At 48.0% G+C, this 26,403-nt stretch carries 20 protein-coding genes; 9 read left to right on the top strand and 11 right to left on the bottom strand.

Features of this window, described 5'->3' with window-relative positions; translation table 11 throughout:
• Positions 1-125 precede the first annotated feature (125 nt).
• From LN737_RS12225 to LN737_RS12215, 3 genes are all read right to left on the bottom strand, one after another.
• A complete protein-coding gene (locus LN737_RS12225) occupies positions 126-1,508 on the bottom strand; it encodes a S8 family peptidase (RefSeq protein ID WP_405519192.1) in 1,383 nt (460 codons plus the stop codon).
• A 257-nt stretch (positions 1,509-1,765) separates the two neighbouring features.
• Positions 1,766-2,947 carry a sodium:proton exchanger gene (locus LN737_RS12220; protein WP_405519190.1) on the bottom strand — a complete coding sequence of 394 codons (1,182 nt, stop codon included), beginning with the start codon at positions 2,945-2,947 and terminating at the stop codon, positions 1,766-1,768.
• Positions 2,948-3,022: 75 nt separating this feature from the next.
• Complete coding sequence (locus LN737_RS12215) at positions 3,023-3,904, bottom strand: PE-PGRS family protein (protein WP_405519188.1); 882 nt, start codon at positions 3,902-3,904, stop codon at positions 3,023-3,025.
• 477 nt (positions 3,905-4,381) lie between these two features.
• On the opposite strand from LN737_RS12215, the gene LN737_RS12210 reads away from it, so the two are divergent.
• Positions 4,382-5,587 (top strand): S9 family peptidase, encoded by a 1,206-nt coding sequence (locus LN737_RS12210; RefSeq protein ID WP_405519186.1) that lies wholly within the window; start codon positions 4,382-4,384, stop codon positions 5,585-5,587.
• A 97-nt stretch (positions 5,588-5,684) separates the two neighbouring features.
• Here the strand turns inward: LN737_RS12210 and LN737_RS12205 are convergent, their stop codons facing one another.
• Complete coding sequence (locus tag LN737_RS12205) at positions 5,685-7,985, bottom strand: ATP-binding protein (protein ID WP_405519185.1); 2,301 nt, start codon at positions 7,983-7,985, stop codon at positions 5,685-5,687.
• A 225-nt stretch (positions 7,986-8,210) separates the two neighbouring features.
• On the opposite strand from LN737_RS12205, the gene LN737_RS12200 reads away from it, so the two are divergent.
• Entirely contained in the window at positions 8,211-8,852 is a 642-nt protein-coding gene (locus LN737_RS12200) for a DUF1080 domain-containing protein (protein WP_405519183.1), read from the top strand.
• 113 nt (positions 8,853-8,965) lie between these two features.
• Here the strand turns inward: LN737_RS12200 and LN737_RS12195 are convergent, their stop codons facing one another.
• Both LN737_RS12195 and LN737_RS12190 read right to left on the bottom strand, forming a co-directional pair.
• Complete coding sequence (locus LN737_RS12195) at positions 8,966-9,940, bottom strand: gluconolaconase (protein WP_405519182.1); 975 nt, start codon at positions 9,938-9,940, stop codon at positions 8,966-8,968.
• Positions 9,941-10,083: 143 nt separating this feature from the next.
• Entirely contained in the window at positions 10,084-11,070 is a 987-nt protein-coding gene (locus LN737_RS12190) for a gluconolaconase (RefSeq protein WP_405519181.1), read from the bottom strand.
• 147 nt (positions 11,071-11,217) lie between these two features.
• Here LN737_RS12190 and LN737_RS12185 point away from each other — a divergent pair, with 147 nt between their 5' ends.
• The 4 genes from LN737_RS12185 (at position 11,218) to meaB (ending at position 14,680) form a co-directional block, all read left to right on the top strand.
• Entirely contained in the window at positions 11,218-11,571 is a 354-nt protein-coding gene (locus LN737_RS12185; protein ID WP_405519179.1) for a hypothetical protein, read from the top strand.
• A 115-nt stretch (positions 11,572-11,686) separates the two neighbouring features.
• The gene (queA, locus tag LN737_RS12180) at positions 11,687-12,730 is read left to right on the top strand and encodes a tRNA preQ1(34) S-adenosylmethionine ribosyltransferase-isomerase QueA (protein ID WP_405519177.1); all 1,044 of its coding nucleotides are present in this window, start codon (positions 11,687-11,689) and stop codon (positions 12,728-12,730) included.
• Between the two features lie 65 nt (positions 12,731-12,795).
• On the top strand, positions 12,796-13,494 hold the full coding sequence (locus LN737_RS12175) for a 2-C-methyl-D-erythritol 4-phosphate cytidylyltransferase (RefSeq protein WP_405519176.1): 699 nt from the start codon (positions 12,796-12,798) through the stop codon (positions 13,492-13,494).
• A gap of 202 nt (positions 13,495-13,696) precedes the next feature.
• Positions 13,697-14,680 carry a methylmalonyl Co-A mutase-associated GTPase MeaB gene (meaB, locus tag LN737_RS12170; protein WP_405519174.1) on the top strand — a complete coding sequence of 328 codons (984 nt, stop codon included), beginning with the start codon at positions 13,697-13,699 and terminating at the stop codon, positions 14,678-14,680.
• Positions 14,681-14,738: 58 nt separating this feature from the next.
• Here the strand turns inward: meaB and LN737_RS12165 are convergent, their stop codons facing one another.
• Together LN737_RS12165 and LN737_RS12160 are read right to left on the bottom strand one after the other, a co-directional pair.
• Positions 14,739-15,125, bottom strand: a complete 387-nt coding sequence (locus LN737_RS12165) for a hypothetical protein (RefSeq protein WP_405519169.1) — start codon at positions 15,123-15,125, stop codon at positions 14,739-14,741.
• Between the two features lie 44 nt (positions 15,126-15,169).
• Complete coding sequence (locus LN737_RS12160) at positions 15,170-15,679, bottom strand: hypothetical protein (RefSeq protein WP_405519168.1); 510 nt, start codon at positions 15,677-15,679, stop codon at positions 15,170-15,172.
• A 1,005-nt stretch (positions 15,680-16,684) separates the two neighbouring features.
• On the opposite strand from LN737_RS12160, the gene LN737_RS12155 reads away from it, so the two are divergent.
• Together LN737_RS12155 and LN737_RS12150 are read left to right on the top strand one after the other, a co-directional pair.
• Positions 16,685-19,789, top strand: coding sequence for a SusC/RagA family TonB-linked outer membrane protein (locus LN737_RS12155; protein ID WP_405519166.1), 3,105 nt, complete (start codon positions 16,685-16,687; stop codon positions 19,787-19,789).
• 21 nt (positions 19,790-19,810) lie between these two features.
• Positions 19,811-21,187: a SusD/RagB family nutrient-binding outer membrane lipoprotein gene (locus tag LN737_RS12150; protein ID WP_405519164.1), complete on the top strand. Its 1,377-nt coding sequence runs from the start codon at positions 19,811-19,813 to the stop codon at positions 21,185-21,187.
• Positions 21,188-21,303: 116 nt separating this feature from the next.
• Here LN737_RS12150 and LN737_RS12145 read toward each other — a convergent pair whose 3' ends face one another.
• The 3 genes from LN737_RS12145 to LN737_RS12135 form a co-directional block, all read right to left on the bottom strand.
• The gene (locus LN737_RS12145; RefSeq protein ID WP_405519162.1) at positions 21,304-22,803 is read right to left on the bottom strand and encodes a glycoside hydrolase family 130 protein; all 1,500 of its coding nucleotides are present in this window, start codon (positions 22,801-22,803) and stop codon (positions 21,304-21,306) included.
• Positions 22,804-22,938: 135 nt separating this feature from the next.
• Positions 22,939-25,278, bottom strand: coding sequence for a glycosyltransferase family 4 protein (locus tag LN737_RS12140; protein WP_405520388.1), 2,340 nt, complete (start codon positions 25,276-25,278; stop codon positions 22,939-22,941).
• A gap of 273 nt (positions 25,279-25,551) precedes the next feature.
• On the bottom strand, positions 25,552-25,854 hold the full coding sequence (locus LN737_RS12135; RefSeq protein WP_405519160.1) for a DUF4286 family protein: 303 nt from the start codon (positions 25,852-25,854) through the stop codon (positions 25,552-25,554).
• Positions 25,855-25,941: 87 nt separating this feature from the next.
• Between LN737_RS12135 and LN737_RS12130 the strand changes: the two genes are divergently transcribed.
• A complete protein-coding gene (locus LN737_RS12130) occupies positions 25,942-26,376 on the top strand; it encodes a cytochrome B (RefSeq protein ID WP_405519158.1) in 435 nt (144 codons plus the stop codon).
• Positions 26,377-26,403: the final 27 nt, after the last annotated feature.

Here is a 26,403-nt window from a genome sequence, read left to right as displayed (position 1 = left end):
CGTACGGGCCTGTTGTCGCGAATCGTTCAGTGAGTGTTCTACGTTTCTGCCGTATGCTCATCAAAAAAGCGGTGTCAGTACATACTGACACCGCTTTTTTGATGAGCAACGCTTTCTTCTATTGCCTAGAATGTACTTACATTCAAACGACCTCCCGTTACTGTTTTACCGCTCAGCGAAGGCGTGGGCGTAACAGCAGCCAGGATGGCACTTTTGATTTGAGCCGCGCTTGCGGTCGGATGATAAGACGCATACAAGGCCGCGGCTCCTGATACGTGTGGTGTTGCCATTGACGTACCGCTATAGCTGGCGTAACCGGATACGATATTACCACCCGATTTTACGGGAACGCTTGAGTAAATAGCCGAACCAGGGGCGCCTAAATCAACCTGCGTAGCGCCATAGTTCGAGAAGCTCGACAAAGCGCCCGTGTTGGTTATAGAAGCAACCGCTATTACGTTTGCTACGTTGTAATTGGATGGGTAATTGGCTGTAACATCATTGTTGCTGCTCTCATTTCCGGCCGCAGCAATAAACAGAATTCCGGCGTTGTTGGCCCGAACGATGGCGTCGTACAATCCCTGCGAGAAGCCGCCACCGCCCCATGAATTGCTGGTTGCAACGATATTCACCGGATTAACCGCTCTTGTTTTCAGGTTTGTGAAATAATCAACGGCTTTGATGGCGTTAGCTGTTGTGCCGCCTGTACGCCCTAAAAACTTCGCGCTCAACAACTTGACGTTCCAGCAAACTCCCGCTACGCCTTTTCCGTTACCGCCCCTTCCGCCTATGGTTCCGGCAACGTGCGTACCGTGGTCGTCATTTATACCGTCGAAAGTCGTGTTGTCGTTCCCGGCAAAATCCCAGCCATATACATCATCCTTGAGACCATTGCCGTCGTCGTCGATACCGTTACCAGCAACTTCTCCTGGATTTTTACCGGCGTTGATCACCAGATCTTCGTGGGCATACATATAACCTTCATCAATGATACCGATGTACACTGAACCTGTTCCGGTATGATTATTCGCCCAAGCAACCGCAGCATGGCTACCGTATTGATTGGCAGGACTTGTGGTGGCACCATACATTCCCCACAGCGAGCCATTCGTAAAATACGTATCGTTTGATACAGCATCGTGCGTGTAGATATAATTAGGCTCCGCGTACTCGATGAAGTTTTTAAGCCCTTTCAAACGCCCAACTACGTCCAGAACCTGATCGGGCAATTCGACTAATGTCACTCCTTCTGAATCGCCAAAACGTTCCATGAGCTTCGTGACAATTTTTTCTTTGACTTTCCCTTTTATGTTTTCCAGAATTTCGGCCTTTTTGCTATCAGCCACCTGGGGTTTAAACTTGATTAATACTTCATTGGGCACAAAATTTCCAGCGGCAGCTTGTCTTGCCGAACTTACTGAATCCTGGGGCGGATTCAAATCCATTTGACATGCTACGACCAAACTGCTGATTGTTGCTGTGTACAATAACTTAGTAAATTTTTGCATGATGATAAGTAAGGTTAATGAAAACAACACTAGAAATTTACGGCTTATCCAATCAACTTTTTAGAGGATAAGTAAAAAAGAATCGCCGTAAAATCTAACTCAAGATAGTTCTTTTTTGGCAATGGCTATTAGTCATTGGATAAATAATTATCTAAAATTCAAATTAATCCAATAGATTAAGAGGTAACAACTATAAAGAGCTTTGAATCTATACATGGCGTATATAGATGGAGGTAAGCAAGTAAGGTGTCAGATATTTATCCGTCGTTACGTACCGGTTTGTAGCCCAGTACGCCAGCCATCACCACCACCGACGACAGCACAACTACCAGTATGGGAATGCCCTCACGAAAGCCCAGCAATCGGGCATCTTCGGGGATGTTCAGGTAAAGTAATACCGTAATAAGGCCGCGCGGGGCAATCCAGAGTAAAGGTTTGAGAGGACCGCGATACGTAAGCTGCAAAACGACCCAGCGCCAGGCAACAAATACGATAACAAACAATACGCTGACAATCAGCGCATCGGTGTCAACCAGCGTTTGGGGAATGGCTGAGTAGCCTAGAATCAGAAAGAAGAATGTACGGACAACAAACGCCCCTTCGGCCGTCAGGTTTTTGAGTTGATCAAGTTCTTTTTCGAAAAGGTCGTTTTTGAGTATCCGGCTCAACCGCCCCCGGATAAACAGTTCAGTATTGTTCAGAAACAGCCCAAAGATCAGAATTAGCAGTAAGGACGACAGGTGGTTAATTTCGGCTAGTGCGTAGACCAGAAACAGCACGGAGATAATCGGCAGGAATTTGATCCGATGACTTATTTTTCCGATCAGATATAACAATAGAAAACAGCATCCCAGCGAAATGAGCGCCATCGTCAGTGTGTCGCGCGTAAATGACCAGACAGCCCCAACGATTGAATTACGGCTCAGTAGCAGAAAATTATACGCCATTACGCCCAGAATACTCGCAAACGCTGATTCATAAACGGCAAACTCCTGCTGGCCCGGCAACAGGTTTGCTACGGTCTGAACCGTTACGGTACTGCTGATAATCGAAAAGGGTAAAGCGGCTATCAGGCAATGGTAGAACGAATCATTTAGCAGTAAATACAGCATGCCAGCCATAATGAGCGTACTGCCCACAATAGAAAGCAGCGAGGCTATCAATGTACGACGTAGCACACTCAGATTATCAGCATGTAGCTCCAGATTGAGCGCCCCTTCCAGTACAATCAGTATCAACCCCAGCGTACCCAGCGTCGGCAGGATGGTGTTTACGTAAGGTACCTGAACATTGAAGTATTCCGTGGCCTGCCGGGTCAGTATCCCCAGTAACAGCAACAACAAAACAGAAGGCGTTTTGAACCGGCTGCTGAATAAGTCAAAGGCATAGGAAATTAAAACCGACAGGCTCAGCACTATAATCAGAATCGATGAATCCATGCGGAGGAATGGGGCAAGGCGAAAGACGTAGAGAGATGCAGAATCGGGCTTATATTATCCGCTTACGCTATCGACTCATTTTCTGGCGTAATAATATAGATTTACCGATGAGGCACTGGCTCGTTCGCTGATTGTAAAAAAACCTTTGGCATCTTTATCGAAACAAACCGCTTCGCCCTGAGGCTCCAGCCGAACGACCAACTGCCGTCGACTGCCGCGCTGGAGCGCATCGGCTATCGATTGTCCCGCACTACGTTTCCAGTAATAAAGCTGTGAATAGGTCCGTACCAGCAGCTCACTCCCATCGGGAGAAATGGCTGCGGCTGTTACGTAGTTCGCCAGTCCTCCGCCAAACGACATTTCGCCCAGAGCTTCAGCTACAGTAACCTCGTTTATATTTTGCGGGTACGGCAACCGGTATAAATGGACTTTCTCTTCCCGCTTGGTAATGATGTAAATATCTTTCGACTGCGGATCGACAAACATAGCCTCGGCATCGCGGGGACCATCGGGATAACGGAAATTGATTCGCTCAAGACCGGTTATGGGTGATTGCAACGTAGCGGGTTCGACCAGGCGATAAATCTGACAGACAGGCGTGTTAGCATTGTTGTCGCCAATATCACCGATGTACAGGTAGTTCACTCCATCCTGCGGGCCGGGGCCGATGGTCATTTCCTCCCAATCGCGGTTGGTTGTGTTGGGAATAGTAATTTTCCCTTTTACGGTACCGTCGTATCCCAGCAATGCCAGTTCGGCCGGGCTGCCGCTGTCCTGCTCGATCCATAGATTACCGGGTTGGCTACGGCTGTCGGCCATGCCCGATGCTTCGTCTATCTGTCCGGGCGCAACGGGTGCAACGGTCGGATCGGAAGCAAACTGAGCACCCCCATTCGAAATTTCTAGCTTACAGGAGGTTGTAACCAGTAGGCCGATTAAAAAAATAAACAGTCGCATAATGTCAGTTGAGGGTAATTCCGCTGCCAAAGTAACGAAACAACCGACAGAATAGTGAGTAAAGCGCTGATTAAGCTATTAACCGCCAATTAAAGTGACGTAGCCAGTTTTTATTACGTCGTTTTCCTATGGATTCAAGAACCTCCATTTTCTGTTCGGAAAGGTTCAACGTAATGGATGGCGTCATTCCATCAGTTGTTGATAAATTGGTCGCTTGGCAGCCGTAGTCGTATGCTTTCTCAATTCCAGGCCACAGATGAGACATAATTTACAGGATTTACCACAATCGTTATAGCTTGTAAATCAACCATCTAGTATCTTGCCTCCTCAAAATTCAAGAAATCCCCAGCTAAATCCTAAATCCAGTTTTCTATGAAAATCATGGCTTGCTATGCCCAAAATTTTACTGTTCGCTTTTTCTTTTGACTGACCCTGTAATCTCCTAATCCAGTTCCTCACTTTAATCCTAACTCTATCATGATTCCCCCTAAAACCATTCGCTTATGGCATCAGGTATGCATTTCGCTCTTGCTGCCACTTTTTTTATTCAGTTGTTCAAACCTTCTCGTAGAAGATCATGCTCCCATACAAACGTATCTGGTTAGCAGCACGAAAGTTACGGATGTTCCCCTTCAATCGCTGAGTGCTGTAGTAGGCCAAACGAATCCGGCCTATTTACCTTTATTAAAGTATAGTATATCGGCCTACAGAATCGTGTATAAGACCCAAAACTGGGATGGCAAAACCATAAATGCGTCGGGTTTATTGCTGATACCGGCAACGACCGATCCAGTGCCCATGATTAGCCAGCAGCACGGCACCATCTTCAATGATGCTGAAGCCCCTTCCTATTTTGGGCCAGCCAGCGAAGCATTTCAGTTTTCTTCCATCTTTTCGTCCAATGGCTACATCATCGCCTGTCCTGATTACATTGGCTTTGGGGAGTCTAAAAGCCAGATTCACCCTTATGAATACCGCGCAACGCAGGCGCAGACCTGCCTCGACATGCTCCGTGCCGCCCGGGAATACATCAATGCGAATGCTGCCATTAAATGGGATTCGCGCCTGTATTTAGCGGGTTACTCGGAGGGCGGCTATGCTACCATGGCCCTGTACAAGAAAATGCAGGAAGAAGTCCCCTTTGAATTTAATCTGAAAGCCGTATCAGCCGGGGCGGGCGCTTATGATAAGACCAACTTTACGAAAGCTCTGCTGGCGCAACCCTCGGCAGGTAATCCCAACTGGAACCGGGCCTTCCTGTGGGTATTGTTCACCTATAATACCATCTATAGCGACCTGCGTAGACCGATGGATTATTATTTCAAGGAGCCTTATCTGACGGATGTCAAGACCAATGGATTAGCCGCAAACCTGAATGTCAGTATTGATCAGACGTTTACCGATGCCTTTAAGCTAGGGGTTCTAAGCGGTACGGATACGGCTTTTCTGAAAGCATTGGCCGATAACGATATCTACAACTGGAAACCGCTTATTCCTCTGCTGCTAACCCACGGTACAGCCGATCAGCAGGTCTTTCCGTTGAATACGGCCAGTGCCAGTACAGCAATGGCCGCTCAGGGCTCCACTGTAGTGACCGTATACCCGGTAGCGGGCAAAACACACGTAGAGACCATACCGTATTGGCTGGACGCTACGTATACGCTCTTTAAAACCATTTTGTAGCTTACCAACCAGTTAGCTGAATGGCTGTAGTTGTGGTGTCAGTTGTAAGCAACTGACACCACAACTACAGCCATTCAGCTAGTCGCTTTCTCACCGATTACACCGGTAAGGCAACACGGAACGTAGCGCCTTTACCTGGTCGGCCTTCGGCAGCAATATAGCCGTTATGATTTTCGACAACTTTCTGGACAATAGCCAGCCCAATGCCGGTTCCCTGGTATTCGCTCCGGCTGTGCAGCCGCTGGAACACCTGGAAGATACGCTCCGCCTGATTCGGATCGAACCCGATACCATTATCGATCACCTCGATCAGATGAAATAATTGGTCAGCCTCAACGGATGGGAGCATCATTTCAGTCAGTTCCCGCCCGGATACCTGCCGACTCGTAAGCTGGACAACTGGCAATTTGGTGGTGTTAGGCATTGTAAACTTCAGGGCATTGCTGATTAGATTCTGAAAAAGCTGACGTAGCTGAGCGGCATCACCCTGCACAGTTGGCAACGGCTCAACCGCTACGTTGGCCTGTTTGTCGGCAATGGCGGTCTCCAGATCCAGCAGCACATTATTAACCAATTCATTCAGATCAACGGACCCAATCGTTTCGCGCTTGGTGGCAATGCGTGAATAAGTCAATACGTCTTTGATCAATACCTGCATTCGGGCAGCGGCCGACTGCATTCGACGAATCATGTCGGCACCCGACTCCCCGATTTCGGGGGCGTATTGTGCCTGAACAATATCACCAAATGCCTGAATTTTTCGCAGGGGTTCCTGCAAATCGTGGCTGGCTACATAGGCAAACTGTTCGAGATTTTTATTCGAGCGCTGCAGATCGGCCACCGAGTTTTCCAGTTGCTGCTGCAGTTGTTTGAGGGGCGTATAATCACTAAACGTGACCAGCACTTCATCGCCCATTTTGGTGGCCAGAATGTCGAGCCAGACATTGATACCGTCGGCATTATAATGAAAATCAAAGCGTTGGGATTCGCCGGTAATGTACGCCTTTCGGTAAGCTTCAAACAATCCGTTGGTTTTGTAATCGGGAAACCAGCGGCTACCCAGTGCGCCAATCACAGCATCAGGCTCTTGCCCTACATAGGAGGCCAACTGCCGATTGGCAACCCGGAACCGAAAATCAACGACCTCGCCTGCTTTGTTACGTACCGGACTAAACAGAAAGATACCCGTCTGCGACGTATCAATCACCGTTTGTAGTTCAATGGCAGACGATTCCAAGCGTTGCTGAAGTTTCTTCAGGTCGGTAAAGTCCGAGAATGTTACCAGTACGTCGTCTCCCAGCTTTCTGGCCGACACGTTGATCCAGAAATCAACAGCATCGGTCGCGTAATGAAACGTAAAATGCTGGGTACGTCCCGTCTCAAAAATAGCTACGTAACGTTTGAACAATCCATTGCTCAGATAAGCCGGAAACCAGCGACTAACCAGTTCGCCCAACAGAGCGTCAGGTTCCTGATTAACGTAGTGAGCAATCATCTGATTGGCCATCCGAAAACGAAAATCAATGAGCTGACCGGCTTTGTTACGCACCGGGCTGACCAGAAAAATAGCCACCTGAGCTGAATCAATCACTGCCCGTAATTCATCCGTCGACTGCTCGACAGCCTGCCGGGCCTTATGGGTCTCATTGATGTCGGTATACGTAACCGTCAGGCCATCGCCAAAGGGCGTAAGTGCCATTTCGTACCAAGATTCAACCTCACCAATCTGATACCGGGTTTGTATTCGCCGAAATTCACGACTTTCAACAATCTGTGCGTACTGCTCAAACAAGCCCGCTTCCCGAACGCCCGGAAATATGTGGAGTATGCGCTGACCGATAATTTCGTCAATCGTTCGTTGCCGGATAGCAGCCCCCATTTTGTTAATAGCGATTACCACAAAATCGATGATTGCCCCTTTCTCATCGCGCACCGCTTCCAGGGCCTTAATCCCACTGGATGAACTATCGAATACGTTATTGAGCAAACTGGCCTGCCGGGCATGCGTCTGTTCAGTAGCCTTGAGTTCCGATATATTGCGGGCTACACTCAGTATTCCATCACCCAATCGGGTTCGATTGACCAATAACCAGGCGTCGAGTCTGGGGTTGTAATAGCTAAATTCCTGCGGCTGATCGGTTTCCAGAACAGCACGCATCGCCTGAAATATTTTCTCAAACTCGTCCTGTTCAGGCCCGTTATTGCCCAATAGCAACGTACCAGTGCTTACTGTATACATTCCGTTGGTAATATCCAGCGCCTTTTGATTGACGTAGTCAATCTGAAAATTAATTAGCTGATTCGAATGATTACGTATTGCCCTCATCCAAATGACAGCATCGGGTAAGGCATCAAGCAGTTTCGTTAAACTAATATCAGCGGGCTGCTCAGTAAGCATTAGACATCTATCGTTAATAGAGTTTACACTACATAAACAACGAAATTACAACAATGGCCATTTGTTATCAGAAATCATTCCCGTACTGTTCGGAAAAACCGGATACAGAGCATTCAGTCAGCGAAATCCGGGAAAGAAACGAGTGGAAACACATAGGGCTCGTTAGTTTCCAGCCTGTTTATGCTTTAGTCAACGAGTTATATCAAAACACAACTCGCTATGCGCATGAAAACTCGCTTAACGCTATTAGCCGCCACGATACTGGTTGGTTTTTTTCTCAGTTTTATCAGTCGGCCGTCAGCTGATGGCTGGGTCAGTATTTTCGATGGAAAAACGTTTAATGGTTGGAAAGTTACCGAAGAAAGTCCTGGCACATTCGCCATTCAGGACGGTGCTATTGTCGTGAACGGGCCACGCGCCCATCTGTTCTATGAGGGTCCGGTAGGCAATCACAATTTCAAGAACTTCGAATGGAAAGCGCAAGTCAAAACGATGCCCGGCTCTAACTCAGGTATGTTTATTCACACCGCGTATCAGCCGTCTGGATGGCCATCGAAAGGTTACGAAATTCAGGTAAATCAGACGCATACCGATTGGCGCAAAACGGGTAGCGTTTATGGACTTCAGGATGTGAAGGAGGTATTTGTAAAAGATGATGAGTGGTATACCGAACAAATCAACGTACAGGGCAAGCACGTAACCATCAAAATCAACGACAAAGTGATCAATGACTACATGGAACCCGACAGCATCAGTAACGGTAAATCCATGAAAAAACTAAGCAGCGGTACAGTGGCTCTGCAAGGGCACGATCCGAAGAGCAAAGTGTATTATAAGGATATCATGATCAAGGTATTGCCCGACTAAGAGTAAGGAGTAAGGAGCAAGGGGCAGGGTGCGTGGTGCTGGGAGCAGGGAGTTTAAAGATAATCCTTTCTCCTCGCACCATGCTCCTCGTACCCCGCTCTCAACACCTCCCCCTACTTAAACTTCTGAATGCTATAGTCATTCGACTGTAGTAAGGCCGCATTTCCCATCGCTGCGCTGATTTCGCCAATCCGGGCGTTGAGCGTATAAATGCTTCCATTTACGGCTACGTTGGTGGTAGCCTGATTATACCCGATTTCGTCTGTTTTTATAATCGATGCGGTCTGCCAGTTATCGGTACTCCGCACCTGAGCCACCCGGCTGCCGCTGCCCGTAACAACGTACAGATCGTTGTTGAAAAGTGTCAAGCCATCACCGGGCAAACTAGGCAACCCGCCCACTTCCGTAATCGCATTGCCATTCATCAGGTCAACTTTATACAGCTTGCCAGCACCTGTCTGAGCAACAATCAGATAGCCATTCGGGTGGTAAACGATACCGTTGAGCCCAAACGTCATACTCGAGAACAACGGGCTTTCAACAAGTATACTAGCCTGCCCCGACGATAAGACTTTATAAATGACGGGCGCAAAAGAATCCGTTACGTATACGGTTCCGTCGGGTTGTATGGCAATGTCGTTAGCAAAGTGTGGAGAGCCAGGGTAAAGATCATCCAGATCGACCCGGCGCTCAAGCTGGCGGCTATTCAGGTTGAATATCAGCAGTTCAGCCAGCTTGCGGGTGGTTTGTGGCGTACTTTTCGTCGAAACGCCCTGATCGCCATTGCACACCAGGATGCGCCCATCTACCACTTTAATGCCTATACCGCTGACCAGCTCTGGCGGGGTTATAAGATCTTCATAGTGGCCATCTGTACTGACCGTCCCAATTTTACCCTGCGTAATGGACGTAATGACGAACTTCGCCAATTGGGACGAGTACGAAATTCCTTCCGGATACTGGCGGGCAGCCGTAAAATTGATTCGCTCCGGGAAGGGCGCATTTGGACTAAGGGTATGATCTTCGCAGGCAGTTAAGCCTACGCTAAAAGCTGCTACAAGTGCAGCAACAATGTACTTTTCTTTCATGAGGCAATTGAATTTCAAAACGTTATAGTTGATCTAACGTGCTGGAAACAACACCTTATGATAATTAGCTGCCCAATTGATTTGTTTATTTTTTTTAACAGTTTTTTAATATTCTTCCCTGATCGTTCCGGGCTCTTCGCTCCTTACTTAAACTGCTGGATGCTGTACGAGCTGGATTGCAGCAGGCCAGGATTTTTGGCTGTAACAGCGGCACTCACTTCACCAATACGAGCATTAATTGTGTAGATCTTATTCTCAGCCACTACGTTGGTAGTAGCCTGATCGTAGCCAATCGAGTCCGTTTTAACCACGGTGGCTGTTTCCCACTTGTCGGTGCTACGTAACTGGGTTACTTTATTTCGGCCATTCACTACGTATAAATCATTGTTATACAACACCATACCATCCCCATTCGGCAAGTTCACACCCTTTATCGCTTTAAATTCATACGGATTCGTCAGCGGGATTTTGTACAGGACACCCTCATTAGCCTTCACCACGATCAGGTAATTATCGGGATGATACACGATTCCGTTTAGATTAATCCCTTCCGTACCGGCAAAGAGTGGCGATTGCATAAAGACAATAGCCTGCGTGGTATCGGCAGGTACTTTGTAGATGACGGGTGCAAAAGAATCCGTTACGTAGGCGTTTCCCGAAGCATCGAAAGCAATGTCGTTGGCATAATGATTCATCGTGGGCAACAGCGCAGCCAGATTCACCCGGCGCAGGTTTTTGCCTGTGCTCAGATCGTAAATAAACAAACCGGCCGTTTTAAGCGTCGTTTGCGATGTGCTTTTATCTGAAACACCCTGATCGCCATTGCATACGTACAGCTTTCCATCCTGTACCTTCATACCTATGGCGCTGATGAGTTGCGAATCGGTTATGAAATCGACGTAGCGGCCCTTTTCGTCAACCGTACCGATTTTACCCTGCGTAATCGAGCTAACCAGAAAACGGCCCAACGTGGGCGCATACGTAATACCTTCCGGGTACAAACGGTTGGCAGAGAACGCGATTCGGTCAGGAATCAGCGGGGCGTTAAAGGCGTCATCGTAGGTATTACAGGCGGCAATGCAGAGACTCAAAAAAAGAAGCGTATAGACCAGGCGTAGGCTACGTAACATAATAAACTTTGCAGGATTTATCAGAAGAAGCGATTGCGCACCGAAATGGTTTTGTGACCAGGAAGTAAACCATTACCCGTTTAAGAACAAACTATCTGCCCGAAATAGAGTTGTATGGCTACAAGATTGCTTAATACTGCTACGATTATGAAACATTTCACCACCTTAACCGAAGCGATGGAAGATCTTCGGAGTCGCGGCTATACGCATGAGTTTGGCCCAAAAAAAGATTATCTGGAAGAGAAAAGCACGGGAACCAAGCTGAAAAGTGAAGAGTTTAACGTGGACGAGTTCCACCGTTTTGAAGGCACATCGGACCCCGGCGACGAAATGACATTATATGCCCTAACGACAGCCGATGGCATGAAAGGTGTGTTTGTATCGGCGCAGGGTACCTACGCCAACGAAGTATCGCCCGAATTGATGGCCAAATTTCACGTTGAAGACCGCGCCCATGTCAATACGGATGGCGCCGTTAAGCCGATTGAAACGCACCTCTAAGTTATTTCTGTGAGATTTGCAAGAAAGTAGCCCGGATATATTCAATTTTCCGGGTTTTTCACTATATTTGCGGCCTTTACAAAAAACGCGACGTTCTTTTTCGTGCTGATAAATTATGAAGTTATCCGAATTCAAGTTTGATTTACCCGAAAGTCTTATTGCCAAATACCCGGTGGAGCGGGGTGAATCACGGTTGATGGTCGTTGACCGCAAAGCTAAAACCATTGAACACAAAAAATTTTCGGATATACTAAGCTATTTCGACGACGGCGACGTAATGGTAATCAACAATACCAAAGTGTTTCCGGCAAGACTCTACGGTAATAAAGAGAAAACAGGCGCCAAAATTGAAGTCTTTCTGCTACGCGAACTAAACCGCGAAATGAAGCTTTGGGACGTACTGGTTGACCCGGCCCGCAAAATCCGCGTTGGGAACAAGCTGTACTTTGGTGATAGTGACCTGGTTGCCGAAGTGATTGACAATACTACCTCACGCGGCCGTACCATTCGCTTCCTGTTCGACGGAAATCACGAAGAATTTATGAAAGCGGTGGACGAACTGGGTGAAATGCCAATTCCCCGTGAAATGAACCGTGAGGCCGAAACAGCCGACCGCGACGATTATCAAACCGTTTTTGCCCAGCATATTGGCGCTGTGGCGGCTCCTACGGCTGGTCTGCACTTTACTCGCGCCATGATGAAGCGTATGGAAATCAAAGGCATTCACTTTGCGCCCATTACGTTGCATGTTGGCCTGGGTACGTTCCGTCAGGTAGACGTTGAAGACCTGACCAAACACAAAACCGATTCTGAAAATTACCGCATTCCTGAAGAAGCCGCACAAATTGTGAATACGGCTCTTGATGCCGGAAAACGGGTGTGCGCCATCGGTACTACGTCGCTTAAAGCCATCGAATCGTCGGTATCCGCCAATAGCCGACTGAAGCCGGTTGAAGGCTGGACTGATAAGTTTATTTTTCCTCCGTACGACTTCAAAATCGCCAACGCGCTGCTGACGAATCTGCACCTGCCAGAGTCTGTGCTCATCATGATGACCAGCGCTTTCGGTGGGCACGATTTGATCCGGGAAGCGTATCAGATAGCGATTAAAGAAAAATATCGTTTCTTCAGCTACGGCGACGCGATGTTGATAATTTAAGTCGATTCGGTAGTGAGTCAGTAAGTCAATCCGTAATTTTGGGGCCTATGGGCCCCTTATTTTTTATGACGTACCGACTTACCGATGCACCGACTCATCCACGATTTGCCATTATTGTTGCTGGTGGAAGCGGCAGTCGGATGAAATCCGATGTACCCAAGCAGTTTCTGCTGCTCAACGGCAAACCTATTCTTCAGTATACTCTTGAGCGTTTTCTGGCTGTCGTGCCCGCATCGCAGATTATTCTGGTGTTACCTGCCCGCGATCGGGCGACCTGGACAAGCTTATGCGAAGCACACGATTTTCAGATGCCGGTTCAGCTCATAGACGGTGGCGCCAGCCGCTTTCAATCCGTACGTAACGGCCTTCAAGCCATACAAGCCAAAACCGGACTTGTGGCCGTACATGATGGCGTGCGCCCATTTGTTACGCCCGAAATTATTCAGAACAGTTTCGAAACTGCCGCCCGCACCGGTTCTGCCGTTACCTGCGTTCCCGTCAAGGATTCGGTTCGGGTTGTTGGCTCCGAGGGCGTCAGTCAGGCTGTGGACCGTAGTGCTTACCGATTGGTGCAGACCCCTCAAACATTTCAATTGGCTGCCTTTCGGCAAGCCTTCCAGTCAGAAGAGCAACCTTTTTTTACGGATTGTGCCAGTGTGATGGAATACGCCGGTTTTCCGATTACGCTCATCGACGGTTCGTACGAGAACATTAAAATTACAACTCCGGACGATCTTAAACCAGGATTCTTGGGATTAGAGTGATTAGAGTGATTATCAATAACCGTCAATTTTAAATAGTCTGATCACGAAGGAATTGTGCGTTTTTGTGAAAAAGAGCAGATAATCAAACTGACTAAAAGTATGGGATGCCTACCAGCATAGTGATTGAGAATCAATGAGACATAATTCACCTGATTAATAATCAGTTTAATCCAAGAAATCCAGTAAATCCCGGTTCTGACTAATGCGTACCCGTCTTTCCATCGAACAGTACCTGAATGGTATACTTGCCAACGACCGGTTGATTCTGAGTCAGGCGATTACGCTGGTCGAAAGCCGACGTACGGATGACCGGGCTTTGGCGCAACAGGTACTGGAAGGAATACTTCCTCACAGCGGACACTCGATTCGAATAGGCATTACGGGCGTACCGGGTGTGGGAAAAAGTACGTTCATCGAAGCATTTGGTACATACCTGACTCAACTTGGCCACCGGTTGGCCATATTAACTGTTGATCCTACCAGTCAGCGGTCGGGCGGCAGTTTGCTGGGGGATAAAACCCGGATGGAAACGCTTTCCAGAAATCCGAATGCGTACATACGCCCTTCACCCGCTGGTGACTCGCTGGGTGGTGTGGCTCACCATACCCGCGAAACCATTCTTCTTTGTGAAGCGGCCGGATTCGACATTATCCTGATTGAAACGGTTGGTGTAGGTCAGTCAGAAACTGTTGTACACAGCATGGTCGACTTCTTTCTGTTGCTGATGCTGGCCGGTGCAGGCGACGAGTTGCAGGGAATTAAACGCGGAATTATGGAACTGGCTGACGCACTGGTTATAACGAAAGCCGACGGCACGAATCAGGCATCCGCCAACCACGCCCGCATTGAATACCAGAATGCCCTGCATTTATTCCCTCCTACTGGTACAGGCTGGTTCCCGCCCGTGCTTACGTGTTCTGCTCTGACTGGCGAGGGAATTACCAATATCTGGCAGACAATTCAGCGCTATCAGAAACTGACGATTCAGAATGGTTATCATGATCAGCGTCGGCAGGAACAGCAGCTTACCTGGTTTCGCACACTGCTGCGGCAGCGGCTTGAAAGGCAGTTTTACGAGCAGCCCGGCATTCGAAACAAACTGGCTGCGACAGAGGAACAAGTACGCAAAGGAACCTTGCTACCCCTGCCTGCCATTGAGTTACTGTTAAGCCAGCATCCTGCCTAATAAAAGCGCCCCAAACGTGTGAACGATTGGGGCGCTGAATAGGTAATTATCAATCTGCTTAGGCATTGCCTAACGTACGCTCAGGCTCGTTAGCGCGCGTTGCCGGTACGGTATCATCCGTTGTATCGCGGTTCCAATCAGCATTATTTATGCTCAGATCTTCTTCCGACACTGGCGGCTGTCCCCACGAAGCCCGCTTCGACTCTTCGATGTTTTCGTTGGTAATACCATTGGCATCATCGGCTTCGGCTGCCAGCGAATCAGCTTCCGCTACGTCGCCGGGCACATCTGTATCGTTGCTGTCAGCCACACGGGATGGCAGGTCATTATCCAGATTTTTGTCGTTCAATTGAGCCAGCTCAGGCGGAATACCCATGGTGTTATGCATTCCTTGAGCGGCAAACGATTCAGTACTTTCTTTGCGGGATTTACTACTTACGCTCATAACGTTGATATGTTAAGTGGTTGAGAATTAAAAACACTTTTTCCTTAATAGGTAGGCTGATTGTTCAGATCTGTACCCGTTTCGGCTACATCGTCTTCACGCTCTTCCTGCTGCTTATCGCTGGAGTCTGTTGTATCTTTTTGCTTTTTGGCTTCTTCCTGCGCTTTCGGTACGTCAACCTCATCGGCTGAGCCATAATCGTCAGGACCGTGCGTCGTTACGTCAACCATAGCTGTATTTGTTTTTGATTCGCCAGCGACAGCACTATCAAGCCCTTCTTCCGTAACCTCCATGGTGCTGTTATCAGTGTCACCCATACGTAGCAAGCCTTTCTTGCTATCCATATCGGTGCTAGCCAGGAAGCGGTCATTCCGGCCATCCTGTCCACCCCGCACCTGCAGGCTGTCGGAACCGTTCACCGAGTTCTCCTGCTCCTTACGGTTTTTGTTATCCTGAACCTCCCGATCAACGTCGGTATCATCCGAACCAAAGGGTCCTTCTGTACGGCCCGTTATCTGGGTTTCATCACGATCTATACCCTTTTCGTCTTTCATGGTGTTGAGTTGATTAATTGTATTGAATAACTCGAATACCGACAAAAAGTTTGGTGTTCTTCGCTCTCGCCAAGCCAGCTACCTACCGAAAAATATATATATCTACCGCCCAATATACTTTTGAAGAACAGGCGATGACAGCACGAAGATAAAGCCGTAAATTTCTGTATTGAATTCGTAACCGACCGATTTTCCGGTATACCTGTAAGCCGTCAGATTTAGTTTTTTACCTGATATACTACGACCGAAACGGATTCATTCTAGATAAGACCGAACACCTTAATAGTTGGATAAAGCGTAATGCAGAAAGCGGACCGACATTGTCGGCCCGCTTTTTTCTTTTAAGCTATTCTACAATTTATCTACTCCATAAACACCATATTTCATAGCCGTTTTCTCCTCCTTTTTTGTCAAAATATAATACGGCACACGAATTTATGTGCCAAATAATATATCAATATTTTGAACAATGAATATGTATATTATACAATATTTTTCATGTTAATTTATAAAATGTGTCAATGATACGTCTAGTGAAAAACATACTATAATACAAATTCCCCATCTCTTTCGTTAAAACTACAATACCTATAAACGCTATGTTTTATAAAATCTAATAAACCGTTGGTACAGAATAATTGCCTTACAACATAGATATATCCTGATTTATACTAAAATTATTTAATTTTGAGTTAATAATAGGGTGTCACATAGTTGCCACCATATGAACAATAGCATCAACGTTTATGGAAAAAGTTCTACTTCTGAGTGATAGCTTACTCATCAATTACAGCGGACCCTGGCTATCACTATTATTTTCCACTTCCGCCTTGTTCACAGAGCCAGTTTTTCTGGATTAGCACTCACGCACGTCTCTCTGTTTCTGGGAGTCTACACCCTATTCTGTCATTTTCTGCTATTCTTTTTGGAGCATTCCTGAAAGCGCTTGCAGCTATTCGTTTCAAACTGTGTCTTTCTCTTATTCATTAACTTAATCAACTACTTATGAAAAAGCTTCTATGGGGACTAGTGCTGCTTAGCTCACTCAGCTCTGCTTATGCACAAGACCGAACCGTGACCGGTAAAGTCACGACAGCCGAAGATGGCAATGCGCTCCCTGGCGCCAACGTCCAGATCAAAGGCACTACTAAAGGTACAAATACCGATGCTCAGGGGAATTATAGTCTAAGCGTTCCGGCTGATGCCAGCCTTATCTTCAGCTTCATTGGGGTTGAGTCAAGAGAGGTGGCCGTAGGCTCACAAACGACGATCAACATAGCCCTGAAAGCCGACACAAAGCAGTTGCAGGAAGTGGTCGTAACGGCGCTGGGCGCCCAGCGGGAAAAGCGAACGCTGGGGTACTCAGTCTCGAACGTAGCTGGCGAGGCTCTAACCCGATCCGGTGAACCAAACGTGATTCAGGGTCTGGCGGCTAAAACAGCCGGTGTTATTGTAACCAGTTCGTCAGGTACGCCGGGCGCTTCGAGTAAGATTGTGCTACGTGGCCCGTCCACCTTCACGGGCGAACAACAACCCCTGATTGTGGTCGATGGTGTACCGATCAATAACGAAACCGTTACGTCGTCGGCAGGCGATTATCCGTTTAATGCCAACCTGGGCGGGGTGAACAACTCGAACCGGGCGCTGGACATTAATCCCGATGATATTGCTTCGGTCACTATTCTGAAAGGTCCGGCGGCTGCGGCTTTGTATGGGGCCCGAGCCGGAAATGGAGCCATTGTTTACACAACCAAAAAAGGTCGTAGCCAAAAAGGCATTGGCGTAACGGTCAGTTATCGGCTGGAACTGTCTCAGGTGAATAAGCTGCCTGCGCTGCAGTCGGTGTACGCCCAGGGGAATGGCGGTAAGTTTTCAACGGCCGATGCAGGACCTGACCAGCGCTTTAATACGGATGATGACATTGCCGCTGGAACGCCGAATAGCTGGGGACCCAAAATTTCGAGTGATCCGACATTGCAGGCATTCGATAATCCTGGCAATTTCTTTAAAACGGCGGTATCGAACACCACAAACGTAGCTCTGGTAGGTGGCAATGATAAAGCCAATTTTCGTATCTCGTACGGTAATCTGATTCAAAACGGGGTAGTTCCCAATACCGACTACAAACGGAATACGATCCGGGTAACGGGCGAAACCAGCATGACCGACAACCTGAAGATCGGCGGTACGGTTAGTTATATCAAGTCAGGTGGGATTAAATCCCAGAATGGTAGCAATGTGGCTGGGATCATGCTGGGTTTGCTTCGGGCACCGGCGTCTTATGATTTGCGGAATTACCAATTTCCGAATGGTTTTGATCGCACCTATTATTCTTTGTACGACAACCCCTATTACACGGCATACAACAACCCATTTACGGATGATATCAACCGGGTGGTAGGCAATGTTTACCTGAATTATCACCGGAACGCGCACCTGGATTTAACGTATAAAATTGGTGCCGATGCGTATTCCGATGCCCGGCAGCAGGTTTTTTCGATTAGCTCAAATGGCGATGACAATGCACAGGGATACGGTCAGGTGAACTACGACAATATCACCAGCCGTGATGTTTACTCCGACTTGATTCTGAGAGGAGAACACCGATTCAGCGAGAAGTTCGGGGTAAATTATACCGCAGGGCATAACATTACGTCGTTCAATTTCACCGAAAACTTCGCCAGGGGTCGTGATCTGGCCATACCTAATTTCTATAACTTAGGCAACGCAGCGGAGTTATATGCATCTAATTCAGGGGTGCGCAGACTGACAACGGCTGTTTTTGGGCAGCTCGATTTTGATTATGCCAATCAGTTGTATCTATCATTGACGGGACGTAACGAGTGGTCTTCGACCTTCGAGCGCACGCAGAAGAACAACTTCTTCTATCCATCGGCTTCGCTATCGTGGGTTTTCACCGAAACTGTGCTGAAAAATACGCCGATAAGCTTTGGTAAAGTTCGGTTAGCCTACGCAGAATCGGGTATTCCGCCCGTTCCGTATCGAACCCGTACTTACTTCAGCAAGCCCTCCTATACGGACGGATTCACGAACGGGTTGAACTTCCCGTATGGTGGTGTAAACGGCTATTCGTATTATAACGGCGTAGTAGGAACGCCTAATCTGAGGCCCGAACGGGTAAAAGGTCTCGAAGCAGGCCTGAATGTTAAATTCCTTAACAATAAGATTGATCTGGACGTAACAGCCTACCAGCAAACGACGGTCGATATCCTGCTGACGCGCCCAACGGCACCTGGATCTGGCTTCACCGCTAGCTATACCAACTCGGGTCAGTTACGCAACCGGGGTATTGAAGTAATGCTGGGTATCAACGCGATCAAAACGCCATCGTTTAGCTGGGATATTAATCTGAACTGGTCCAAGAACGTCAGTAAAGTACTTCAGCTGACGGAAGGGGTAACGGAGCTGAGTCTGGAGTCGGCCTTTAATGGCATTGGCGGCTACGCTATTGTTGGCCAGCCGCTGGGCGTATTATACGGTACCAAATGGCAACGTAATGATGCAGGCCAGTTGATTATCGGTTCAAACGGTATTCCTTTACTGCAGGGCCAACAGCAAAACATTGGTAACCCATACCCAAACTGGCTCGGTAATATCCGCAACACCTTTACGTACAAAGGCATTACGCTGACGGCGCTGATTGATATTCGCCATGGCGGTGCTATCTGGAACGGTACATATGGCCGTCTGCAACGTATCGGTCGTACACAGGAGTCGGCAGATCGTGAGCGTACTTACGTAATTCCTGGCGTAACCGAAACTGGCGAAGCCAACGCGAAGGAAATTACGGCTCTGGCTTACTTTGGTCAGTATCTGGGAGATGGCCCCGGAGCCGCCGAACAGTTTGTTGAAAACGTAAACTGGTTCCGTATTCGCGAAGTAGCATTGAGCTACCGTATCAAGGTCAAAAAATACCTTAACTACGTAGATGTGTCTGTTTCGAGCCGGAATCTTTATCTGAACACGAATTACAAAGGTGTGGACCCCGAAACGAGCCTGACGGGTGCCGGTTCCAACCTGCAGGGTTTCGATTACTTCAATAACCCCGGCACACGCTCCTACATCTTCGGCGTCAGTTTCGGATTTTAATACTACTAACGACTTTCAATTATGAAGAACATACTTCTTGCGGGCCTGGCATTATCCCTGATTACCAGTTCCTGCACCAAACAGTTTGACGAATACGGTGTCAACCCGAACTCGCCCGAAACGGCGTCAGCCGCCCTGCTTCTGTCGGGCGCTGAAGTGTCTACGTTTGCTACGTTTGGGGGACAGATAGCCCGAATCAGCAGCGTTTTAGCCCAACAAGCGGCTGGCAATCAGGAGCAGCTACAAAACTTCGGGAGATACGTAATTACGGAAGGCGACATTACCAATGAGTGGTCAACGATTTATAATGGTACGCTTATTAACGCCAGAACGCTGCTGGACAAATACGGCACGGGGAACCCTTATTACACAGGTATGACGAAGGTCCTTATGGCGATGAATCTGGGGGTTGCTACGGATTTCTGGGGCGATGTACCCTTTACCGAGGCTGCCGAGGCTTTACAGGGAAATTTCCAGCCTAAATACGACAAGCAGGAGGACGTCATAAAAGGCATTCAGACCTTACTGGATCAGGCCATTTCGGAGTTGAGTCAGCCTGTATCTGCCAATACGTTTGTGCCCGCTGCCGATGATATTATTTTTAAGGGTGATACAAAAGCCTGGATTAATGCGGCTTATATTATCAAAGCTCGTTATGCCAACCGGCTGAGTCAGGTTGACCCGGCGGGCAGCGCTACCCAGGCGCTGGCTGCCTTAAGCAAGGTCTCGGCCGATCAGCCGGATATGAATGCGGTCTTTTATGATATAGCCGGTAACTACAATCAGTGGTACGATTTCCTGTCGAGCCGGGCTGGTTATATAAAAATGGGCAAATTTTTTGTGGACTATCTGACGGCAACAGCCGATCCGCGCTTACCCTTTTTAGTGGCTAAAGATGAGGCAGGCGGTTATTCAGGCCTGGCGCCCGAAGAGGTTAACAATACAGCGATATCCGATCCCGGCCCTGCCATTGCTTCGCCTGACTCACCTACGCCGTTAGCTACCTACACCGAAGCTAAATTTATCGAAGCCGAAGCGCAACTACGGTCTGGAAAAGCAGCCGATGCCGCAGCCGCTTACAACATCGCTGTTGCGGCATCCGTGAAACGTATTACTGGCGCCGATATTCCTGCAGGTTTTAAGGCGAAAGTAGCCAGCGAAACGGCCGCTTCGATTACGCTTGAAAAAATTATCACACAGAAATACATAGCTTTATTTTCCATGCCGGAGGGCTATAACGATTGGCGTCGGACAGGCTTTCCAGCGTTGAAAGCCAATCAGGAATCAGCCAAAAAAGCGATTCCACTACGTTTACCTACCTCGCAGGATGAGCGAAACTACAACAAGAATGCTGTTGTCGTCGACGATATTTATCAAGCCGTATGGTGGGATAAATAAGTCAGCTGGCAGAAATGAAAAAGCCCGCTATATTAAGTAGCGGGCTTTTTTACTGATAGGTGGTACCTTATAGGTGGTGTCAGTTTTGAGAAACTGACACCACGTCAACAAACGTTTTATTTTACGCTCACTTCTTCGGCTGAGGGTGCTGATTCAGGCTTTGTTTTGCCGGTAAGTTCAGCCAAAAGTTCAGCTACGTTCACCGTTGCGAAACTACTGGCGTAATCGGCCATAGCATAGGGAATGATTAGCTCGCCGTTGTTAATAACACCTCCGCAGCTGTACACTACGTTAGGTACGTAGCCTTCCCGCTCGTTTTCATCGGGGCTGAGTATGGGCTCGCTGGTGCGACCAATCACTTTACTCGGGTCGTTGAGGTCGAGCAGAAAAGCGCCAATCGCATATTTCCGCATCGGCCCAACCCCGTGACTAAGTACCAGCCAGCCTTCTTCCGTCTCAATCGGCGAACCGCAGTTTCCTAACTGTACATACTCCCAATGATAAGTCGGTTTCAGAATCAAATCTTTCGTTTGCCAGAAATACAGATCGTCGGAATACATGAGGTAAATATTTTCCCCGTCCTGCCGCGAAATCATGGCATATTTTCCATTGACTTTGCGCGGAAACAACGCCATCCCCTTATTGGAAACCTCGGCTCCGTTGAGCGTACTGACACTGAAATTGGTAAAGTCTTTCGTTTCCAGCAGTTGCGGAAACGTAACCCGACCGTTGTATGCCGTATAGGTAGCGTAGTACGTTTTCTCGCCGTTTTCATCCGTAAATTCCACAAACCGGGCATCTTCAATTCCGTTGGTTTCGTTGGGCGAGGTGGGGAAAATACAACGTTCGTCCAGGCTCTGATCATCCTCAAAATGCACTTCGTAGTTTGATTTTGCCAACGCCAGCAAACCACTGGCAATGGTATCATACTCCGCATTGTATCGGTACTGCGCCACCACCCGCTTGATCTGGGATTCAAGTTCTGCCAGATTAAACTCATCGCCCAGCCCCGTCATCATTTTTTCCTGAATACTGTTTTCCAGGCGGAGTTCATACAGCTTTCGCTCAAACTGTGACCGATTGAAGCGGTGAGTCTGTACAACATCGGGAGAGGTTACGTAGCGTGAGGGCTTCCGCAACACAATTTTCCCGGCCTCGTCAATGTATCCCATCCGAAACGAAATGGACGATACGTGTCCTTCGCCGGTGGCGCGTAAGCTCAGAATAAAGCGTTTATAACCAGGCGGTACGTTCGTCTGGTCGGGGTGCCAGATCATAGACGGATTGAAAAGGGCAGCCGATTCGAGCGAATATTCCATGGTGAAATAAGCGCCCAGCAGCAATTTTCGCTCTTCCGTCAAAGGTTCATCGGTCAATAGCTGCGACTTTATCTGCTCGAAGCGCTGCAATAAAAACCGTTCGAGTTTGTAATGACGCCCGCCGAATTCGCGGATCACTTCATCGAGTTTCTGTTCAGCTTCTTCGTCGGTCATACTGCCCACACGGGCAATAATTTTCAGGGTTCGGGTGGTACTGCCCAGCTCAAACGGACGAAATAAAACCCGAGTGGGATCGGGGCGTAGCACAATGCCGGTGCGAGTGGCTTTTATACTCATTAGCTGTCAATAATTGTGTTTTAAGACACAAAATAGAACGAAGAAGACGCCGAAAACAAGGTGTCGGACTGATAAATCAGCGCAATTTGTTTTCGGCGTCTTCTTTTTTATCAGACGTACCTATGGGTCAGTTTTTTACCCATTCAGCAAGGCCGGGAGCGCTACGTTCACTGATTTCGAAGCAACACGCTTTTTCTGACTGGCATACAAATCTGCTAATGCCAGCAGGTACGACAATGTTGACTCGGCTCCCTGATTTTGATTTAAACGATCAATATGCATACCGTCGCGGCAGCCGCCGGTTTGCTGGTCGTATAGTGGTAATCCCAGGTCATTCAGTCCCGAAAACCACTTAAAGATCCGGATCGCGGTGCGGTGCCATTCCTCATCGCCCGTTATTTCGTACGCTGTCAGGCAGGCCGATACGGTGCTTTGTGCTTCCAGCGGCTGCTGATCGAAGTAAGCGCGTGGTTGGCCTTTTGTATAAAAGCCGTTTGAACCGATTGGCTGAAAATGACCGTTTTTAGCCGTCTGCAAATCGACCAGCCAGCGGAGCGAATTCAGCGCAATTGTCGTCAATCGCTCATCACCCGACCGCAACAGGCTGTGTGCCAGCACGGCATTATCATAGGTTAGCGTATTTTCGAACCACGGCCAGTCTTCGGTGGCCGTTTCGGTATAGCGGAAAATCAATTTATCGAGCAACTGCCGCTGAATGGTTTTGGCGAGCCTGTCGTCGTTGAATTTCTTCTGGTACTCATGAATACCCAGGAGCGCAAAGGCCCAGGCGCGGGGCGATGTCATACTGACCACCGTGGGCAGTACTTTCTCAAGCAGGCTCATCGCCCAGGTCACCGTATTACGTTCCGACGACCGGCCAATACACGTACCGAGCGCCCAGACCGTTCGACCTGTGCTATCGTCAGAACCAATGTCTTCGAGCCAGCGCCGGTCATAACTCATAAAATTCCGGAAGCGCCGATACTCATCTGTGTAGGCATGATTGATGAATGCGCAATAGTTATCAGCGGCTTTGGCCAGCTTCTGATCGCTCATGCCTACTTCCTGAAGAATCTGTGTCAGAATGAGCGCTCTGGCATTATCGTCGGTGCAATAGCCTTCTTCGTAAAAAGGTAAGTGGTGACGAGCGTGTTGCACAATACCCGTCGAATCGGTTAGCCGGAACAGATGATCCAGACGTAGCAAAGGCAATTTAAAAACGGCACTACTGTGTGCACCCATACTGTATGGCACCTGACTGTTGATGGTACTCATACGCTCCTGACGCGCCTGTGCAAATGAGTGAGCATACGCGTGAATGACCTGTTCCCAAATCATCTCACGGCCCATCATATACGCTTTCTTGCGCATCGCATGACGCGTCGGTTCGTCAGTCAGTAGATTAATGATCTGATCAGCAATTGCTTCTGAATCGCCAAAAGGAACGAGTACACCCCGTCCATCGGCCAGGAGTTCTTCAGCGTGCCAGTAGGGTGTCGATACCACTGCTTTTCCACAACCAAAGGCATATGATAGCGTGCCCGACGTAATCTGCGCCGGATTCAGATAAGGGGTAATGTATATGTCGGCAGAACCCAGGTATTCCAGCAGATCTTCCAATTCTACAAACTGGTTATAGAATCGAACATTGTCGCGAACGCCCAGATCAGCAGCCAGCTTTTTCAGGCTGTTGCGGTACGTTTCGCCTTCGTGCTTCAACAGGTGCGGGTGCGTGGCTCCCAGCACCATATACACTACGTTTGGGTACTGGTCAACAATACGTGGTAGCGCCTTGATGACATTTTCGATTCCTTTGTTAGGGGAAAGCAGCCCAAATGTCAGTAGGGTCTGCTTGCCTTCCATACCAAATTTATCTTTGTAGAAATGCGGGTCGACAAAAGGCATATCTGGTATGCCGTGCGGAACAAGGTCAATTTTGCTTTCCGGAATCTCGTAAATATTAATCAGGAAATCCCGTCCTTTTTCCGACATACAAATGACCCTCGATGACAGATCAGCGATGCTTTTCAGCACTAGCAGCTGTTCTTCATTCGGGTCTTTCAGAATGGTGTGAAACGTAGTGACGACAGGCATCGTCAGGTTCCGCAACAAAGTCAGAATATAACTTCCGGCGGGTCCACCAAAAATGCCGTATTCATGCTGCAGACAGACGACATCAACATCTTTCGAATTTAAAAATTCGGCCGCCTTGCGATACGCTTCCTGATCGTGCTGATAGAAATCGTACCGAACTTCACTAGGGTAATCGTAACCATCTGGCGTATCATTAACCGATACGACCAGTGGACTGGAATCAGTAATAAATGTATCGTAGGATTTATATAGATCAGATGTAAACGTAGCAATGCCACACTGTCGGGGCAGGTAATCGCCTATGAACGCTACGTGTTTTGGATTATGCCCCCACACTGCCAAATCAGAACCGATCTGGCTGGAATGCTGGGGATGTTGCATTCCGATGCGGTTTACATTGTTTGTCATATCTGTTGAGTTATCTATATAGAGAGCTATAGTATAGGTTTATAAGCCTTGTTAGCCCTATTTTGTTTAGGAAACCCCAATGATTTTACATCATATGACGTTAGTATCGATTATTTGCGAATTTTAATCCAAATAAACCTATAATTTACCCTATTCAAGGAAGGATATACACCAACCTATTCAGTGTCTAGGCAACGAACTCTATTGAGCGTACGCAGCCCATTTATAGCTTATCGCTACGTATTCCTACACCTCTTCCAACAGCGTATCGAAAGAAAGGAACTGGTTTCCGAAACGATACTGTAGACGCTTTTGCAGCCCTTCGGCAAATCCATCCTGGTAGGCTACGTATTCATCCATTGTCGCAAAATCCAGTTGAACCGAATACGTTACGCCCCCATTATCGAGTTCAGTAAGCAGACGCAGAATTCGGTAGCCAGCGGGTAGTTCGGTGGACATGACAGCGGGAAGAAAAAACAATTTCATCCAGCGGAGCCAGTCGGTAGCCAATTCCTCGGCCACACTATACGTAGTATTGTAGAGAATCATATAACGACAAACAACGATTTGACGGTGTAAGTTGGCTATTTGGTTGTTTCTTTGCCAATCAATTCGTTCACTAAAAAAACCTGACATATGTATTCTGGACTCGTACACGCTCACTCAGGCCTTCGCTGGATAGCGCTTATTTTATTACTGGCTGCCGTAGCCACAGCAATCAGCCGCTGGCAGGGCCGAAGCCGATTTACCGATGGAAATCGCAAACTGTATTTGTTCACATTGATCTCGGTACATACACAGCTTGTGTTGGGGTTGCTTCTGCTGTTCATTAGCCCGAAGGTAAATTTCAGTATGCTCAGCGAGAAGCTCTACCGTTTCTACAGCGTTGAGCATACGACGGGGATGCTGCTGGCAATTGTTCTCATTACGATTGGGTACTCCCGCTCAAAACGGTCTAATCTCGATACGGCCAAGCATCGGCTGGTAAGCATTTTTTACGGATTAGGCTTGATTGTGATCCTGGCCTCCATTCCCTGGCCGTCGCGAATTCCTGGCGCGGGCTGGTTCTGAGTAAATCATTATCCACATAGTTTACAA

The sequence above is a fragment of the Spirosoma sp. KNUC1025 genome (assembly GCF_045160025.1).
Classification (GTDB): Bacteria; Bacteroidota; Bacteroidia; order Cytophagales; family Spirosomataceae; genus Spirosoma.
This window is presented reverse-complemented; position numbering and strand designations above follow the sequence as displayed.